Source organism: Hymenobacter sp. HDW8 (assembly GCF_011305775.1).
Taxonomy (GTDB): domain Bacteria; phylum Bacteroidota; class Bacteroidia; order Cytophagales; family Hymenobacteraceae; genus Hymenobacter; species Hymenobacter radiodurans.
Genome location: NZ_CP049907.1, coordinates 1568900 through 1586191, shown reverse-complemented (window position 1 = coordinate 1586191; position 17292 = coordinate 1568900). Strand labels below are relative to the sequence as shown.

The following is a 17292-nucleotide window of genomic DNA, read 5'->3' as shown; positions in this document are numbered from 1 at the left end:
TATGAAATAATATAAATAGCTAGTAATATGATGTGTTTACTCTTGGTGTCTTTTAGTAGACTGGGTTTGCTTTGTATATCTCATCATTTAAAATATGTTTACCATGTTTAACACTGTTGTTGAAAGTGTGCGAGAGAATATGAAAGCTTTTTTCGCCAATATTATTGCAATATTTCTTTTGGCGATAATTCCAATATGTATTGTTGTTTATGGTTATTTCAATTTCAATATAAATGCTGCACTATTTACGAAGGATACAAATTCAATAGCCGGCAGTCCTTTCTATTATGGCATGCTGTCAAATTTAGGGGCTGTATTTTGGGCGTGTGCTGCAGCTATCTGCTTTTTAGGCTCAAACGTGGTCTTGTTTGATGAGGCTATAAAAACTTTTTTTACCTGGTCGTTTTTGTTTTCTTCCCTGTTGCTGTTTGATGACTTATTCCTGCTTCATGAGCAAATACTTCCCGTATACTTAGGCATAAGTGAGGTTGTTTGGTTCGGTATTTACGTGCTTGCCATGCTCGTATATATTGTAAAATATAGAATGATATTAATTCGGGGGCCTTATCTATATTTCTTATTATCGGTTTTTTTCTTCGGTATGTCTATTCTGATTGATATTATTCCTTTTGAAGTGAAAGGGGAAATAATAATAGAAGATGGGTTCAAGTTTCTAGGAATTATATATTGGATGGCTTTTTTTTATAAATTATTTATGGTGCAGTTGAGAAAAAGTTAACCACTGTAAAATTCTATAAGTAAGCGTCTGCAGAAATTCAGCACAAATTAGCTACCTAATCTGTATTTCCTCGGTATGAAACACGTTGCCTTGCTCTCCTTTTAATTGCATAGCTACCAAAAGCTTTTTGCCTTTCTGCCGAAGCTGAAATAGGGCATAGTGTTTCTGATTGACCAGCGGACCTACGCGGTATTTATTTGGCTCGCCAGTGTTGTTGGTAGCTGGGTGCGTGAGGCCGCTGGACGTGACTTCGTACACGGGATAAGGCACGCCAGGGACGGACATTTTGGCCATTTCGCCAATGTGGCGGTCGCCGCTCATGAGCAGCACGCCTTTAGCTTTCGTGCTGGCTAGCAATGCCAGAAAGCGCTGGCGGGCAACCGGGAAATTGGCCCATTTCTCATACCGATGCTCTTCGGCCAGAAACTGAATGCCGGAGCCAATAATATGGGCATCGGCGTCGCTGTTGGTCAGTTGTTCTTCCAGCCAACGCCATTGCGCCTCGCCCAGAATATCGCCGGTAGGGTTGGGTTGATACACTTTGTTGGCGTCCCGAAACAAGGCATCTTGATGGTAGCGGTCATCGAGCAAAATTACCTTCACTCGTTTCTTCCCGACAGTATAAGTATACGCGGCATAAATGCCCTCCTGCTGGCGGCGGGGGCTGGCAGCAGGCTCCTGCAAGAAGTCGAGGGCTAGTTGCTGACTTTCTTTTTTGGGGCCAAACGATTTGTCGCCATCGTTGCGGCCATAGTCGTGGTCGTCCCAGGTACCGATGACGGGGACTTGGGTGCGGAAGGCTTTGTACTCGGGTTGGTTGAACTGCTGGTCGTACTTGGCTTTGAGCACGGTCATGTCTTCCGTGTCGCCGTAAATGTTGTCGCCCAGCCAGATCCAGAGGTCCGGTTTATCCTTGGAAATTGTCCCCCAGATGGTCTGCGGAAGGTCTTGGCGGTCGCAGGAGCCGAAAGCAATTGTCATTGCTTTGTTGCGCTGAGCCACGGCCGTCGGGCTGCCCAGAGTTAAAAGTAAACTCAGGATCAGGAGATAGTTTTTCATGCTGCAAATATGAAAAATAGAGCAGAAGGAGCGACGTGCTTGGTGTGAAGCTACGGTTATAAAAAGCCCCCCAGCCGTCAAAAGCATCCGCCGCCGGTCTAATTTTTGTGAGTCGGGCACACGCCACGCCGCCGCTGCGCGTTAAGTGTGCTACTTGCCTTGAAAACTAACCGACTCTTGCCCTTGAATACGCTCCTGATTTTTCTTGCTTTTCTTCGTGTGCGCCTGCTGGGCGGTAAACTCGCTGCCCGCTTTGGTGTCGTCATACTGTTGGTTGGTGGCTTAAGCCACGGCGCCTATGCCCAGTATCCAGTGCGGGGTATTATCCGGGATAAAGAAACCAAGGAGCCGCTGCCATTCGTGGGCATTGGTGTAAAAGGCACCACTATGGGCACGGCCAGTAATGAGAATGGGGAGTTTACCCTGAGCTTGCCCTCGGTGCCGCAAACGCTGATTTTTTCCGAGCTAGCCCATATAAAGGATACCGTGCGGGTTACGCAGGCAGGTCAGTCGTTGGAAATAGAGTTGGCGCCGGCTACAGTGGTGCTGTCGGAGGTGAAAGTGGCCAGCTACGCCTACCAGCTGGTAGACCGCGCGTACCAGCAGATGAAGAAAAACTACGGCCGCAAATTCTACGGCAAAGCCTATTACCGCCAGATTACGCGCATCGACAACGACCCCACGGAGCTGCTGGAAATGGTGTGGAATGCCAAGTCCAACATCGCCCGCATTGAAGGCACGAGCATAGCACAGGGTCGCTACGCCGCTAAACAGGCGCTGATCAGCGACAAAAACTTTTCGCTCTACACCAAAGCTTTCGGCCTCTACGACGATAAGGCCGACACAACCAAAGCGCTGGGCCTTTTCAGCCCCAACGTGGTAGCGAATTACCTGCTAGAAATCAAAGGCGTGTTGGAGAAAGGAGAGACCGGCGGCGTGGCCGAAATTGCCTTTGAAACGCGCCCCGAGCAAACCAAATACCGCTCGAAAGGCACCGTCTGGATTGACGTGGATACCTACCAGGTAATTCGCTACAAAATGACCACGCCCCAGCTTACCCGCAAAGCCAACAACCCAACGTTCTCCTTCAAAAACACAGAGCTGGAGCTGGATATGGTGTTTCAGAACGATACCACGGCCGTAAACCCATTGGAGCACATCAAAGCAGACATGACCTACGATTTGGTGCGGCCTGGTTTGCCACCATCCAAAATGAAAGTGTCGGCGTTTACCTTCTTCTATGACACCAGCCGCAAGCCTACTAACCTGACATACAACAAAGTCACCAGCAACGAGCGCGACCTGGAAACCATCCGAAAGGTGAAATACGACCCTGAGTTTTGGGCCAATAATCCGGTGGTAAAACGTACGCCGCTGGAAGATGAAGTAGCCAAGTCGTTTGAGCAGAAAGGCGCCTTCGGAACGATGGTGAAAAAGCCCGAGCCTAAGGCCGACGTCCGCATTCGCAATGGCCGAATAGAATAGCACGCTGGGGGGCTTTTTGCTAGCCCCAAAACAATACTTTTCAACACCACGCCCCAACTTCTGCACGGAGTTGGGGCGTGGTGTTTTTGATGAAAGTGGCATTTACTTATGTTGCTCCCATTCGGCCAGCTTGGTTCGGTGCTCCCAATAAATTCGATTGATAATAGCTGTATCCGGATTGGTGCCGAGCGCAATGGTAGTGCCTTGTTCGCGGGCGTAGCTATTCTCAATTTTGCCCAGGCGCTGGTAGCTGGAAAAATGCCCCCCAAATTCCTCCGAGTCATCCGTGACCAGTAGTATGTGGCGATATGGCTGGGCAGGGCGCACTGGAAACCAGTACAAGTAGCTGCCATTGAAGCTATGCGCGGCGGGCATATCCCGCTTCCGATTATAGTAATTTAAAGCCCCGGCTTGGCCGTAGTTGTCGCACAGCACCAGCGTGCGGCTGCGCGAAGAGTCGGGCAGACTCTGGTAGGCTTGCCAGGCTTTGTCGGCCAGTTCTTGCCAGCCCAGCATATCGGCAAAATCCTGGGGTAGTGGGTGAATTTTGCCGTCTTCCCAGCGGTTGGCGCCAGTGCTGCGGTAGGCTTCACCAATCTTCTGCATTTGGGCCGGCGGATAGAGCGCATAGGCATACGGAAACAGGGGTATAGCCAGCACCAGCAACACGGCCGGCAATAGGGGGCGCGCCAGCTTGCTCAGGCGCGGGGAGCGCTCCAACTGCTGCTCCAGCCACGCCGCGCCGGCCGCGAACAGAATAGGGTAATAGCCCAAGGCATAGTAGCTCTTGCCGTGCAGCACAGTCAGCAATAAAAGCCCCCCAACGAAGACTAAGCCCACGCTGCGGTACGGCCGAAAGGGTTGGTAGAACAACAGGGCCAACAGCCCCGGTACCCACACCCACACAGCCGGAAAACACATCAGCAATTGGTCTTGCCAAAAGTCAGCCGCCGACACATTCACTAGCTGCGACTCGTGCAGCAAAGCCATATGATGCAGGAACGGTATGCCGTGCCGCAATTGCCAGATCAGGTTGGGTAAAAACAGCGCTAGGGCAATGCCAGCCGCTATCCAACCGGCTTTAGTAACCAGAATACGGCGCTGCTCAGTCAGGAGTAGAGCGGTGAGAAGTGCTCCGATGAAAAAGAAAGTGGTGTACTTATTCAGCAAACTCAGGCCCAGCACCACGCCGATGCCATACAGGTAGCGCGGCTTTAGCTGCTGGCTGTGGGCAATCAGCGAGTAGCAGCTTAGCGTAAAAGCAAAGACCTCAAACGAGTTGGGTTGAAAGAGAAAATTGAGGCGCGAATAAGCACACACGATATAGCTGAGGCACGCCAGCACCTGCGCCCACTTGCCGCCGCCCAGCCGCTGGGCCGCTCGCCCTACCACATACACGGTGCCCGCGCCCCACAGCAAGGGCCAGAATTTTACCCAAAAATACCCCCCGCCCAAGGCCAGCGTAACCCAGCTTTGCATGGCCATCAGGGGCGGCACTTCTAGGTAGCCCCAAGCGAGATGCTGGCCATAGTTGAGGTACAGGTATTCGTCGCGGTGCAGCTCGTACACCCGGCTGGTCAACACGAAGCCCAGCACAAACTTAAGGCTGGCGAAGAGCAGCGGAATTAGACGTTTCATGTCGGAATATATTCGATTTGCAATAAATGCCGACGTTACGTTGTTTCTGGCTGATTGATGCAGCCTTTTCAGAGTAGAGCGCTCTTATGCAACGAAGTAAAATACTGCGTTTGATCAACCGCAAGGTTACCCTAACCCCGCTTCAGCCTGCAATGGTAGCCTTACTGTGTAACTGACTAGCTATATTGCTCCCCACTCAACTCCTCCTCATCTCTCACCCATTTCCCCATGAAAAAACTAGCCCTTACCGGGTTGCTGGTTGGCTCACTGCTAACCGCTTGTAATCAGCAGAAAACTACGGCCGATGGCGGCAGCGACACGGCGGCTACCGGCACCGCCGAAGTGAATGATCTGTCGACGCTGTTTGCGAATTTCTGGGAAGAAAACCTCAAGCTCTTTCCGCTGGACGCCACCACCCAGGGCGATAATCGCTACAACGACCGGCTGCCCAACGACCAGACCAAAGCCTTCCGCGACACGCTCCAGACGACGTATCAAAACTACCTTACCCAGCTGCAAAAGTTTGACCGCGAAAAGCTGTCGGACAATGACAAAATCAGCTACGATATCTTCAAGTATGACCTTGAAAATAAGCTGGCCGGCCTGAAGCAGAATACCTGGATGATACCGTTTCAGCAGTTCTGGGGCATGCCCCTTACGCTGGGGCAGTTTGGCTCAGGTTCGGGCATTCAACCCTTCAAAACGGTGAAGGACTACGACGACTGGCTAAGCCGCGCCAAGGGCTTTGCCGCCTGGGGCGACTCGGCCATCGGCAACTTCCGCAAGGGCATAGCCACGGGCGTGGTGTTGCCGCGTCCGCTGGTGGAGAAGATGATTCCGCAGATGCAGGATTTGGTGGTCACGGACCCAACCAAAAGCTTGTTTTACGGCCCCGTAACGAAGTTTCCGGATGGTTTTTCGGACGCAGATAAGCAGCGCCTCACCGCCGCTTACAAGGATGTTATTCTGCAGGACCTCGTGCCGACCTACCGAAAGCTGGGGACCTTTTTGAAGAATGAATACCTGCCTAAAGCTCGCACCACCACGGGTATTTCGGCTATTCCTCAGGGTCCGGCTTTGTACACCTACCTAGTGAAGAATTGGACCACTACCGACAAAACGCCCGAGGAAATCTATCAGACGGGTTTGTCGGAAGTAAAGCGTATTCGCTCGGAAATGGAGCGGGTAAAGAACGAGACAGGTTTTAAAGGCGACCTGCCGGCTTTCTTCACTTACCTGAAAACGGACAAGAAATTTACCCCTTACCAAACGCCGGAGGATGTGTTGGGAGCGTTCCGTGCCATTCAGGCCAAGATTGACCCGAACCTGAAAAAGATGTTTGGGCGCACGCCCAAAACACCATTTGAGATTCGGCAGACGGAGGCTTTCCGCGCTGCTTCAGCCTCAGCCGAGTACAACCAGGGTAGCCCCGACGGCTCGCGTCCGGGCGTGTTCTACGTACCAATCCTGAACGCTAAGGAGTTCAACACGACCTCGGGAATGGAGTCGCTGTTTTTGCACGAAGCCATTCCGGGTCACCACTACCAAACTTCCTTACAGCAGGAAAATGAAAGCCTGCCCAAGTTTCGCCGCTTTGCTTGGTACGGCGCCATGGGCGAAGGCTGGGCGTTGTACACCGAAAGCCTCGGCAAAGAGCTGGGCCTCTACAAAGACCCATATCAGTACATGGGTGCGCTAGGCGACGAGATTCACCGCGCTATTCGCCTAGTAGTGGACGTGGGTATGCACACCAAAAACATGACCCGCGAAGAGGCCATTAAATACATGATGGACAACGAGGCCATCAGCGAGCAGGGCGCCACAGCCGAGATTGAGCGCTACATGGCTATTCCGGGGCAGGCGCTGAGCTACAAAATCGGCGCCCTGAAGATTCGGGAGCTGCGCCAGAAGTATGAGAAGCAGTTGGGGGGCAAATTCAACCTCAGCAACTTCCATGACGAGCTACTGAAAGACGGGGTGATGCCGCTGGCCGTGCTGGAGCGCAAAATGGACGCTTGGGCCGCCACGCAGAAGTAGCCTTGCTTCTCTTTTGCTGAGGTCAAATTGTCTTCACAAAAAAGCCCCCAACTTTATTTGGGGGGCTTTCTTTATGCCTAGTTAGGAGGGCTTGAAATCTTATATATTTGATGAATTCTACTTTTTCCCGCTTTTATGAAATTACCTTTTCTCACTGCTTTAGTAGCATTTGCGCTAGTAAGCCCGGCCGTGGCGCAAAAAGCGAAGCCAGTCACAACTAAGCCCGCAACCAATTCCCGAGCCGCTTCGTCATCTTCTTTAGCGCCACTGGCGGCTTTGTTTGAGGCTTACTCAGAAGAAGAAGCTCGGTTGGAGCCTTTTAATGCCATGCAACAGGGCGACAACCGCTACAACGACCAGCTGCCCAATGACATGACCCAGGCGCGGCGTGAGGAGGTGCGCGACTTTTACCAGCGCTACCTCAAGCGGTTGGGCCAGATAGACCGCAAACGCCTCGGCGCCACCGACCAGACTAGCTACGACATCCTGGTGTATTCGCTGACTCAGCGCCTGGAAGGCTATGCATTCAACAACTGGATGATGCCGTTCGACCAGTTCGGTGGCCTGCCTACTTACCTGGCCGTGATGGGGACGGGCACCGGCGCACAGCCCTTCAAAACGGTGCAGGACTACGACAACTGGCTAAGCCGGGTGGGTAAATTTCCGGTGTGGGCTGATTCAGCCATCGGTAACTTCCGCCAGGGAATAAAGGCCGGCGTAGTGCTACCCAAGGCGCTGGTTCCCAAAATGGTAAGCCAGCTGCGCCCCCTGGCCCAGGCGGGCGCCGACCCGACTAAAAGCTTGTTTTTCGGCCCGGTAAAGAACTTCCCGGCCAGCTTCTCGGCGGCCGACAAAGCCCGCCTCACGCCCCTGTTTGAACAGGCTATCCGCCGCGACTTGGCAGCCCCCTACCAGAAGCTGGCCGACTTCCTCGAAACCGAATATCTGCCCCAGGCCCGCGTCAGCAGCGGTATTGGAGCGCTACCGCAGGGTGCTGCCCGCTACGCCTACGCCGTGCAAGTGAATACCACCACCACCCGCACGCCGGAGCAGATTTACCAGACGGGCCTAGCCGAGGTGGCGCGCATTCGCACGGCCATGGAGACGATTAAAAAGCAAGTTGGCTTCGCCGGCGACCTGAACGCCTTTTTCGAGCACCTGCGCACCAGTCCACAGTTCAAGCCTTTCAAAACGCCGGAGGAAGTGCTGGCCGTGTACAACGGCATTCTGGCCCGCATCACGCCCAACTTGCCCAAGCTGTTCGGGCGCACGCCCAAAGCAGGGTTTGAGGTGCGGCGCGTGGAGGCGTTTCGGGAGGCGTCGGCGTCGGCTCACTACATGCCTGCCGCGCCAGATGGTTCGCGGCCCGGTATTTTCTACAATCCGATTCCCGATGCAACGCAGTACAACGTGACGCGGGGCATGGATGCACTGTTTTTGCACGAGGCCATTCCGGGCCACCACTACCAAATCGCCTTACAACAGGAAAACACCAGCCAGCCCCGGTTTCGCCGTTTTGCCATCTACAGTGCCTACGTGGAGGGCTGGGGCTTGTATGCCGAGTCGCTGGGCCGCGAACTAGGCGTGTACACCGACCCCTACCAGCAGATGGGCGCCCTGAACACCGAAATTCACCGCGCCCTGCGTCTGGTAACGGATGTGGGCTTGCACACTGGCAAGCTGACCCGCGAAGAAGCCATCAAGTACCTAATGGCCAACGAGCCGATAGACGAGCAGCGCGCCACGGCCGAAGTAGAACGCTACATGGCCGCGCCCGGCCAGGCGTTGAGCTACAAAACCGGCCAGCTTAAGATCAGCGAGCTGCGTGCCCGCTACGAAAAGCAGTTGGGCCCAAAGTTCGACCTACGCGCCTTTCACGACGAGATTTTGGCTGGGGGCTCCATGCCGCTAGCCGTGCTGGAAAAAACAATGGACGCCTGGGCCGCGAAGCAAAAGTAGACTTGCTGCTCTTTTACTGAAAAAGCTCCCCAACTCCAATTGGGGGGCTTTTTTGTGCCTAGCTAGCTGCACTAAAAAACCTATATATTTGATAAATTCTACATTTTCTACTTTTTATGAAATCACCTTTACTCACTGCCTTTGTGGCCTTGGCATTGGTAAGCTCGGCCGTGGCGCAAAAAGCCAAGCCAGCCACAACCAACTCCCGAGCCGCTTCGGCACCGCTGGCGGCCTTGTTTGAGGCTTATTGGGAGGACCAAGCTCGCCTTGACCCACTCAATGCCACTGCCCAGGGCGACAACCGCTACAACAATCGCCTGCCCAACGACCAAACTCAGGCCTTCCGCGACACGCTCCGGACCACGTATCAAAACTACCTTACCCAGTTGCAAAAGTTTGACCGCGAAAAGCTGTCGGATAATGACAAGATCAGCTACGACATTTTTCAGTACGACCTGAAGCAGCGGGTAGAATGGCTGAAGTTTAATTTATGGATGATACCGTTTCAGCAGTTTTGGGGTCTGCCTATCAACATGGGTCTGTACGGCGCGGGCGTGGGCAACCAGCCGTTCAAGACCGTGAAGGACTACGAGAACTGGCTGGGCCGGGTGCAGGGCTTCACGGTGTGGGCCGATTCGGCCATTGGTAACTTTCGCCGCGGTATGAAGGCCGGCGTGGTTTTACCTAAAGCCTTGGTAGTGAAAATGCTGCCACAGATGCGAGCGCCTGACATGGTGCCGACTGATCCAACCAAGTCGCTGTTCTACGGCCCCATCAACAACCTTCCCAAAGACTTTTCCAACGCCGACAAGCAGCGCTTGACTGAAGCCTACAAGAAGGCTATTACAACGCAGGTGGTGCCTACGTACAAGAAGCTGGGCGACTTCCTAGCCAACGAGTACTTGCCCAAGGCACGGACTACCACGGGTCTCAACGCCGTGCCGGGCGGCCCTGAGATGTACCGCTTCCTAGCCAGCTACTCGACCACTACCGAGAAAACACCCGCCGAGATCAACGCCATTGGGCTGCGCGAAGTGGCCCGCCTCCGTACCGAGATGGAGCGTATGAAAACTCAGTTGGGCTTTAAAGGCACGTTGCGCGAGTTCTTCGAGCAGGTAAAACACGAACCTAAAGCCCAGCCCTTCAAAACTGCCGAGGAGGTGCTGGCCGGCTTCGATAAAATCCACGCCACTATTAAGCCCAACCTGAAAAAGATGTTTGGGCGCACGCCTAAAACGCCGTTTGAAATCCGCCGCACCGAAGCCTTCCGCGAAGCTTCAGCTTCCGCTGAGTACAATCAGGGCTCACCGGATGGCACCCGTCCAGGCATTTTTTACGTGCCTCTACCCAAGCCTGCCGAGTACAACGTGACGCAGGGCATGGAGTCGCTGTTCTTGCACGAAGCCATTCCGGGCCACCACTACCAGATTTCGCTGCAGCAGGAAAATACCAGCTTGCCTAAGTTCCGGCAGTTTGGTGGCTACGGCGCCATGACCGAAGGTTGGGCTCTGTACACCGAAAGTCTAGGCAAGGAGCTAGGCCTCTACAAAGACCCGTACCAATACATCGGCGCCTTGAATGATGAAATGCTGCGCGCCGTGCGCCTGGTAGTGGACACCGGTATGCACACCGGCAAAATGACCCGCGAGCAAGCTATTGCCTATATGCTAGACAATATGCCCGCCAGCGAGGAAGACGACATCTCAGCTGTAGAGCGCTACATGGCTATTCCGGGCCAAGCATTGAGCTACAAGATTGGCCAACTCAAAATCCGGGAGCTGCGCGCCAAGTACGAAAAGCAACTGGGGAGCAAATTCAATCTCAGCAACTTCCACGACGAGCTGTTAAAAGATGGTGTGATGCCGCTGGCCGTGCTGGAGCGCAAAATGGACGCGTGGGCAGCTACGCAGAAGTAGTTTCGCTTCTGATTACTTAGAGTTAAATCGTCTCCATCAGGAAATGCCCTCCAACTTCACTGGGAGGGTATTTTTTTGTCATAGCTAGCTGCACTGGGAAAGGTTATATATTTGATACGTTCTACTTTTTCCTGATTTATGAAAAAACTTTTCCTTTCTACTTGGTTGGCCGTCACGCTAGTAAGTACTGCCTTCACCACCTCAATCCTGGCCCAAACCGCCCCGCCTGTTACCGCCCCACTCGATGTAGCAGCTGTGGACGCGGTAGTAGCCCGCACTCTGAAGGCATTTGACGTACCAGGCATTGCCGTGGCCGTGGTTAAGGATGGGCAAATAATCATGTCCAAGGGATACGGCGTCAGTTCTATGAAAACCAAGGCGCCGATGGACGCCAACACGCTAGTGGGCATTGCCTCGAATACCAAGGCATTCACTACGGCGGCGCTAGGTATACTGGTGGACGAAGGCAAGTTGGGCTGGGACGATAAGGTGACGAAATACATCCCGGAGTTCAAAATGTACGACCCTTACGTGACGGCCGAGTTCACGGTGCGCGACCTGCTCTGCCATCGTAGCGGCCTGGGCCTGGGCGCCGGTGACCTGATGCAGTTTCCCGACTCAACCGACTTCACCGTCCAGGACATCATTCACAACCTACGCTACTTCAAGCCGGTGTCCTCGTTTCGCAGCAAGTACGATTACGACAACAATCTCTACATCGTGGCCGGCGAGGTGGTGGCGCGCATTTCGGGCCAACCCTGGGCCGAGTTTGTGGAAGCCCGCCTACTGAAGCCGTTGGACATGAGCCGCAGCGCCACCAGCTTTGCCCGCCTGCCCGATCCGACTAATGTTATCGACGCACACGCGTCGGTGGATGGCCGAGTGCAGGTCATTCGCCGCGACCAAAACAGCGTAAGCGGTCCGGCCGGCGGTATTTACAGCAGCGTAACTGATTTGAGCAAGTGGACCATGATGCTGCTGGGCGGGCCCAGCGCCCCCGCGCCCCTGTTGAAGCCTGCCACGCAGTGGGAAATCTGGAGCCCGCAAACCATACAGCGGGTGGGGCCAGGTCCGACGCCCTACAATACGCATTTTGTAGCCTACGGCCTGGGCTGGCGTCTAAGCGATGCGCGGGGCTACAAGGAAGTGTCGCACGGCGGTGCCCTGCCGGGCATGTTTACGCGAGTGCAGCTGGTACCGGAGCTGCGCTTGGGCATCATCGTGCTTACCAATCAGGAAAGCAGCGCCGCCTTCACGGCTGTCTCCAACACTCTGCTGGACCACTACCTAGGCATTACGGGTAAAGACCGGGTGCAGGAAATGACCGACATCATGAAGACGAGGACCGCTGGCAACACGCAAGCCGACGAGGCCGTGTGGAAACAAGTGGCCGCCGCCCAAAAGGCCGCGCCCAAAAAGCCGAACTATAGCGCCTACGTCGGCCGCTACCACGATGCCTGGCTCGGCGACGTGAACATCGTTGCCCAGGGTAACCAGCTCTGGCTGAAAGCTAAACGCTCACCACGCCTGACGGGACAGCTACTGCCCTACGGCGACAATACTTACGTGGTACGCTGGCGCGACCGTAGCTTCAATGCCGACGCCTTCGCCGCTTTTACCCTCGACGCGCAAGGCAAGGCCACAAGCATCAAAATGAAGCCTGTTTCGGCTACCACCGACTTTAGCTACGACTTCCAGGACTTGGACCTGCAGCGGGTACTGTAATGTCGGGCGGCAAGGTGCTTACTTTCTTTGGCCGCTACGCTGAAATAGACTTCCGAACTTCAGTTTTTGATTGAAAAAAGGCAGCCGAAAGGTTGCCTTTTTTATGCCTGGTTGGTGGCTACTACAGATTGACTTCCGTTTAAGGTACTAATCACTATTTTATTAACTGTCAATCCAATGTCTAAGCAACTCCAACAAACGCTCGCCCTTGGCGCCATAGCCGGTATGCGTAGCATGTCGGCGCCCGCCACCATCAGCCACGTCCTAAGCAACAATAAATCGAAGGCTATTGGCCGGTCGGCGCTGCGGTTTTTGCAGTCGCCAACCACGGCTAAGCTGCTGAAAGGAGTAGCTATATCCGAAATGGCCGCCGACAAGCTGCCCGGTATGCCCGACCGCACTTCGCCTCCTATTCTGCTGGGTCGTATTCTGGCGGGCGGCTTAGCGGGTGCGGCGGCGTATAAAGCCCAGAAAGACAGTGTGGTAAAAGGCGCGCTTATTGGCGGGGCCGTAGCGGTGGCCGCTAGCTACGGGGCTTTGTACCTGCGCAAAGCGTTGGGTTCCAGTACTGGCCTGCCCGACCCTGTGCTAGCCGTAGCGGAGGATAGCCTGGTTCTCAAAAGCGCTCTTTCCGTAGTGCACGATGCTCGTCGGAGCACCAATAATCAGTTGTAATAGAGCTTTATAGTTGCAAAAAGCCCCCAGAGGATATCTGGGGGGCTTTTTTGTATCTACTAGTAGCGATTCGCCACTGTAGTTGGTGGGCTGTTATTGCTGCGTGGTTTGTCCACCGCCACTACCTGACGTTGTGCCGCCTGTTGTAGCGCCGTTGCCACTCTGATCGGTGCCTGAGGCTTGCGATGGTGCCTGCTTCGCGTTTTGGCTGTTACCGTCCTGCGCTTTATCCACCGGAGCTGGCTGACCCGAGGCCGTTTGCGGCGACGTAGCCGTGTTGCCGCTCGGAGCCGAGTTCATCGCATTATCAACAGACTGCTGCTGATCGGCGGCCGAACCTTTGCCCGCTGGGGGCTGCACGTTCTGTACACGGTTCACGCTGTCGCGGTCAGTCTCGTTGCTGGTCGCGTCTTTGGCCGCTTCCGTGTTGAGGTTCTTATCGAATTGGGTGTTTTCGCCGGGGCCCTTTTCGTAGTCGCAGGAGGCTAGCGGGGCCGTAGCGACCAGCAGAATAGCCAGCGCGTAACGCTGTTGAAGTTTCATAGAAAGTGTTTTGAGTTGAAAGACTAGGGTTGGAAGCCCTGTATACGACAAGCGGGCGTCAATAGCCGAAGCTACTGCGGCAAGAAAGTTTGGGAAACGCATTTTTGTCAGATGAGCCAATTCCGCGTGGCCCGATACCTTTGCCGGATGCCCGTTTCAGCCCTGATGAATTGGAGTGGAGGCAAAGACTCCGCCCTCGCTCTCTATCACGCCCTGCGCGACCCTAGCTACCAGGTGACGCACCTGCTTACCAGCATCAACGCCCATTACCAGCGCGTATCCATGCACGGCGTGCGGGTGGCCCTGCTCGAAGCGCAGGCCCAGCGCATCGGATTGCCGCTGGTGCCGCTGGCACTTCCCGAATCGCCCAGCATGGAGGAGTATGAGCGACTTATGCACGATGCCTTGGCTCCGTTGCAGGTTCAGGGCGTGAGTCAGGCTATTTTCGGGGATATTTATCTGGAAGATCTTCGCGCCTATCGGGAGCAGCAACTGGCGCGCGTGGGGCTGGGAGGCATTTTTCCGCTCTGGCAGTGCCCTACTGCCGATTTGCTGCGCGAATACATCGACCTAGGCTTTCAGGCTGTGGTGGTGTGCGTGAATGAGCAGCACCTCGACGCCAGCTTCTGCGGCCGCCTCCTCGACGCTGATTTTCTCCGCGATTTGCCCCCGGCGTTGACCCTTGCGGCGAGAATGGCGAGTACCACAGCTTCGTATTCGACGCCCCGTATTTCAGCGGCCCGATCCCGTTTGTGCGCGGCGAGTTGGTGCGCCGCACCTATCCGGCCCCTACGCCCGGCGCACCTGAAGCCGGCTTTTGGTACTGCGATTTGCTGCCAGCCTCGTAGCTCATCCTTATGGTGTGGGCAAGTAGGCGTGAAGAATGATTTTATCAGCATAACTTGAATAACGCATCCGTATTCCTCTCCAAATCTGAACGCCTCATGAGCCAGCCGTATACCATCCCCGCCACTACTCGCATTGGCCACGTACACCTGAAAGTGGCTGATTTAGATCGCGCCATCGACTTTTACTGCGGCCTGCTGGGCTTCGAGATAACCCAGCGCTACGGCTCACAGGCCGTGTTTATCTCGGCGGGCGGCTACCATCATCATATCGGGCTGAACACGTGGCATAGCCTGGGCGGACCACCCGCGCCGCGCAACACGGCTGGCCTGTATCACTTAGCCATTCTGTACGCCACGCGGCCGGAGCTGGCTGTGGCCCTGAAGCGGCTGTTAGATGCCAACTATCCCGTCACCGGGGCCGCCGATCATGGCGTGTCGGAAGCTATTTATCTCAATGACCCCGACGGCAATGGCGTAGAGCTGTACTACGACCGCCCGCAGGAGGAGTGGCCTCGTTCCGCCGCCGGCGAAATCAATATGGTGACCGATCCGTTGGATATTCCAGCATTGCTAGCATTGGCTAAGTAAGCGTAAGAACCAAAAAAGCCCCCCAGAAATGTTTCTGGGGGGCTTTTTTGGTTATAAGCAATAGTCGTTTGCTTGGGCCCCTTCGCGCAAAACCCAGTTGCCGGGCTTATTGAGCCAGTGTAGCTTTTCACCGGGAGCTACGCCGCGGGCAAAGTTGAGCGAGCATACATCAATGGTTTCAGTCTCAACACGATTCACCGACAGGTGCTCCACATATTGAAGCACGAGCTTTTGCTCATCAATGCAGCGCGGATGCAGCGCTAGATTGTGCGAAGGGCTGTCCATGGCCGCCGACGGATACAGGAGGCCATCGAACTTTTCGCCTAACCCCAAGGCTTCGGTAAGGGCAATGGATAAGCGGTAGCGGTGCTCTTCGCCGGGCTTAATGGGCTGAGTGAAGCAGCCTGTCATAAACTCAGTCATGAGTCGCTCCGGCTCCGGTAGCTGCTTTAGTGCCTTTCGTAGTACCTTCTCGCGGTCAGAGTGCGGGTCGTCGGCGCAGAGGTCGGCGTGGCTGAAGCCCGCAATGCGCAACGGCTCCCGGGCCTGCCAGCGGCTGATGATGATTTGGTCGCCTTTTTTTACGCCGGCCTCAAAAAAGGGTGGGTGCCAGGTGGCGCTGCAATAAAACATGGGTACGCCCGCCCGGTTGGCGCGCTGATCGTTTTTTACCCGCTCAGCCGGCGCATACGACACATCGGCGAAGCGGTGTGGAAGCTTTTCGCAGGGCGTACCCCGGTACAGCAGCAGGCCAGCATCAAAGTCCAGGCAGCGTAGTGAGTGACCCGCGAGTAGCTCACGCATCAGTGGTACCAGGTCGTCAACGGATTGCTCGCGAAGGTCGAGCTTATGAATAGCGGCTATTTTCTCTTTGATTTCCTTCGCAGCCGATTTGTGGGTGTTGGGTTGGGAGGAACGCATGGGTGGGAAAGCTGAATAAGTATAGACGAGCTTGGTGGCTATAGTACCTAATGAGACCTCACCCCAGCCCTTTTGGAAAGAGCAGAGTGAGGTCTCACTGGGGAATCCAGGGTAGTTTACGGCAAAACCTAGCGGCGGTAGCGCTTCTTGCCCTTTTTGTTCTTCACTACTACCAGCGCCACTGTGGCAGCTAAGCCCAACCCTAGCGCCCACTTAGAGAAGGCGGTGCTCACCGCCGGCGGTACTGAGGTCACGCCGGTTTCGTCAGCGGTAGCGGGCTGGGGCACGTAGCGGCCGTGCTTCGGAATGGCTACTTCATCGAAGTTATCTACGAGCGCCTGAAGCTGCTGCAGAAGCTGCGTGCCGTGCATCGGAATGCCGTGGCCAGTAGCAGCAATTTGGGGCTTCAAATCGGCTAGCAGCGTCACCGATTGGCGGGCCTGGGGCCAGTTGGGCGTGAAATAAGCGGGCGGGCCATGTACCTCTTGGCGTTGCTCCCACACCGCCGAGCCCGATTCCTGCTTCACGGTCACGAAGGCGTCGCCGGCAAGCAGTACGCGGTCGTGCTCGCGGAAAAACGCAACGTGGCCGGGTGTATGGCCGGGCGTATGATACCAGCGCCAGCCGGGCAAGTGCGGCACCGAGCCATCGGCTGGCAGCTCCTGCACCCGGCTGCCGAGGTCGATGGGCTGCTTGGGGTAGAGAAAAGACAAAGCAGCCATCGCGCCGCCGCCCACGGTTGGGTCAGGTGGGGGATACGACGAGCGGCCCGTGAGGTAAGGCAGTTCCAGCTTGTGCGCGTACACGGGCACATCCCATTCGGTCGCCAGCGTAATTAGCGCCCCCACATGGTCGAAGTGGCCGTGGGTGAGAATGATGGCGGAGGGCCGCGCCTCCGGGCCAAATATCTCGGCCGCATGGCGACGAATAGTGCCAGCCGAGCCCGGCAGGCCCGCATCTAATAATACCCAGTCATGGGTTGGCGCTTCCGGCTCGCGCACATAGTACAGATTGGTAAATACATTACGCAGACCCCAGATACCCGGCGCAACGGCCTGAAGCTGGGGCGTACTAGCTCGGTTAGCCATATAGAAAAGTGTTTTGGTTAGAGATAGTGAAGTAGGTAGCAAGTGATACGCCGGGGGGCTTTTTCTGGTTT

Annotated in this window: 14 protein-coding genes; 9 read left to right on the top strand and 5 right to left on the bottom strand. The window is 55.3% G+C overall.

Annotation, left to right across the window (positions count from 1 at the left end; all coding sequences use genetic code 11):
• Positions 1-103: 103 nt before the first annotated feature.
• The gene (locus G7064_RS06565; protein ID WP_166072961.1) at positions 104-739 is read left to right on the top strand and encodes a hypothetical protein; all 636 of its coding nucleotides are present in this window, start codon (positions 104-106) and stop codon (positions 737-739) included.
• 51 nt (positions 740-790) lie between these two features.
• On the opposite strand, the gene G7064_RS06560 is transcribed toward G7064_RS06565, so the two are convergent.
• Positions 791-1798 carry an alkaline phosphatase D family protein gene (locus G7064_RS06560; protein WP_166072960.1) on the bottom strand — a complete coding sequence of 336 codons (1008 nt, stop codon included), beginning with the start codon at positions 1796-1798 and terminating at the stop codon, positions 791-793.
• Positions 1799-1957: 159 nt separating this feature from the next.
• Between G7064_RS06560 and G7064_RS06555 the strand changes: the two genes are divergently transcribed.
• The gene (locus G7064_RS06555) at positions 1958-3283 is read left to right on the top strand and encodes a carboxypeptidase-like regulatory domain-containing protein (protein ID WP_165963493.1); all 1326 of its coding nucleotides are present in this window, start codon (positions 1958-1960) and stop codon (positions 3281-3283) included.
• Positions 3284-3385: 102 nt separating this feature from the next.
• Here G7064_RS06555 and G7064_RS06550 read toward each other — a convergent pair whose 3' ends face one another.
• Positions 3386-4921, bottom strand: coding sequence for an ArnT family glycosyltransferase (locus tag G7064_RS06550; RefSeq protein ID WP_166072959.1), 1536 nt, complete (start codon positions 4919-4921; stop codon positions 3386-3388).
• Positions 4922-5149: 228 nt separating this feature from the next.
• On the opposite strand from G7064_RS06550, the gene G7064_RS06545 reads away from it, so the two are divergent.
• From G7064_RS06545 to G7064_RS06525, 5 genes are all read left to right on the top strand, one after another.
• Complete coding sequence (locus tag G7064_RS06545) at positions 5150-6958, top strand: DUF885 domain-containing protein (protein ID WP_166072958.1); 1809 nt, start codon at positions 5150-5152, stop codon at positions 6956-6958.
• 135 nt (positions 6959-7093) lie between these two features.
• On the top strand, positions 7094-8917 hold the full coding sequence (locus G7064_RS06540) for a DUF885 domain-containing protein (protein WP_166072957.1): 1824 nt from the start codon (positions 7094-7096) through the stop codon (positions 8915-8917).
• Between the two features lie 116 nt (positions 8918-9033).
• Entirely contained in the window at positions 9034-10833 is a 1800-nt protein-coding gene (locus G7064_RS06535) for a DUF885 domain-containing protein (RefSeq protein ID WP_166072956.1), read from the top strand.
• A 138-nt stretch (positions 10834-10971) separates the two neighbouring features.
• A complete protein-coding gene (locus G7064_RS06530) occupies positions 10972-12558 on the top strand; it encodes a serine hydrolase (protein WP_166072955.1) in 1587 nt (528 codons plus the stop codon).
• Between the two features lie 177 nt (positions 12559-12735).
• Entirely contained in the window at positions 12736-13233 is a 498-nt protein-coding gene (locus tag G7064_RS06525) for a DUF4126 family protein (RefSeq protein WP_166072954.1), read from the top strand.
• A 93-nt stretch (positions 13234-13326) separates the two neighbouring features.
• Here the strand turns inward: G7064_RS06525 and G7064_RS06520 are convergent, their stop codons facing one another.
• Positions 13327-13776 (bottom strand): hypothetical protein, encoded by a 450-nt coding sequence (locus G7064_RS06520; protein ID WP_166072952.1) that lies wholly within the window; start codon positions 13774-13776, stop codon positions 13327-13329.
• Between the two features lie 147 nt (positions 13777-13923).
• On the opposite strand from G7064_RS06520, the gene G7064_RS06515 reads away from it, so the two are divergent.
• Both G7064_RS06515 and G7064_RS06510 read left to right on the top strand, forming a co-directional pair.
• Entirely contained in the window at positions 13924-14682 is a 759-nt protein-coding gene (locus tag G7064_RS06515; RefSeq protein ID WP_317172838.1) for a hypothetical protein, read from the top strand.
• Positions 14683-14720: 38 nt separating this feature from the next.
• Positions 14721-15212: a VOC family protein gene (locus tag G7064_RS06510; RefSeq protein WP_166072951.1), complete on the top strand. Its 492-nt coding sequence runs from the start codon at positions 14721-14723 to the stop codon at positions 15210-15212.
• Between the two features lie 51 nt (positions 15213-15263).
• On the opposite strand, the gene G7064_RS06505 is transcribed toward G7064_RS06510, so the two are convergent.
• Together G7064_RS06505 and G7064_RS06500 are read right to left on the bottom strand one after the other, a co-directional pair.
• The gene (locus G7064_RS06505; protein ID WP_166072950.1) at positions 15264-16133 is read right to left on the bottom strand and encodes an RES domain-containing protein; all 870 of its coding nucleotides are present in this window, start codon (positions 16131-16133) and stop codon (positions 15264-15266) included.
• Between the two features lie 128 nt (positions 16134-16261).
• Positions 16262-17221 carry an MBL fold metallo-hydrolase gene (locus G7064_RS06500; protein WP_166072949.1) on the bottom strand — a complete coding sequence of 320 codons (960 nt, stop codon included), beginning with the start codon at positions 17219-17221 and terminating at the stop codon, positions 16262-16264.
• Positions 17222-17292 lie beyond the last annotated feature (71 nt).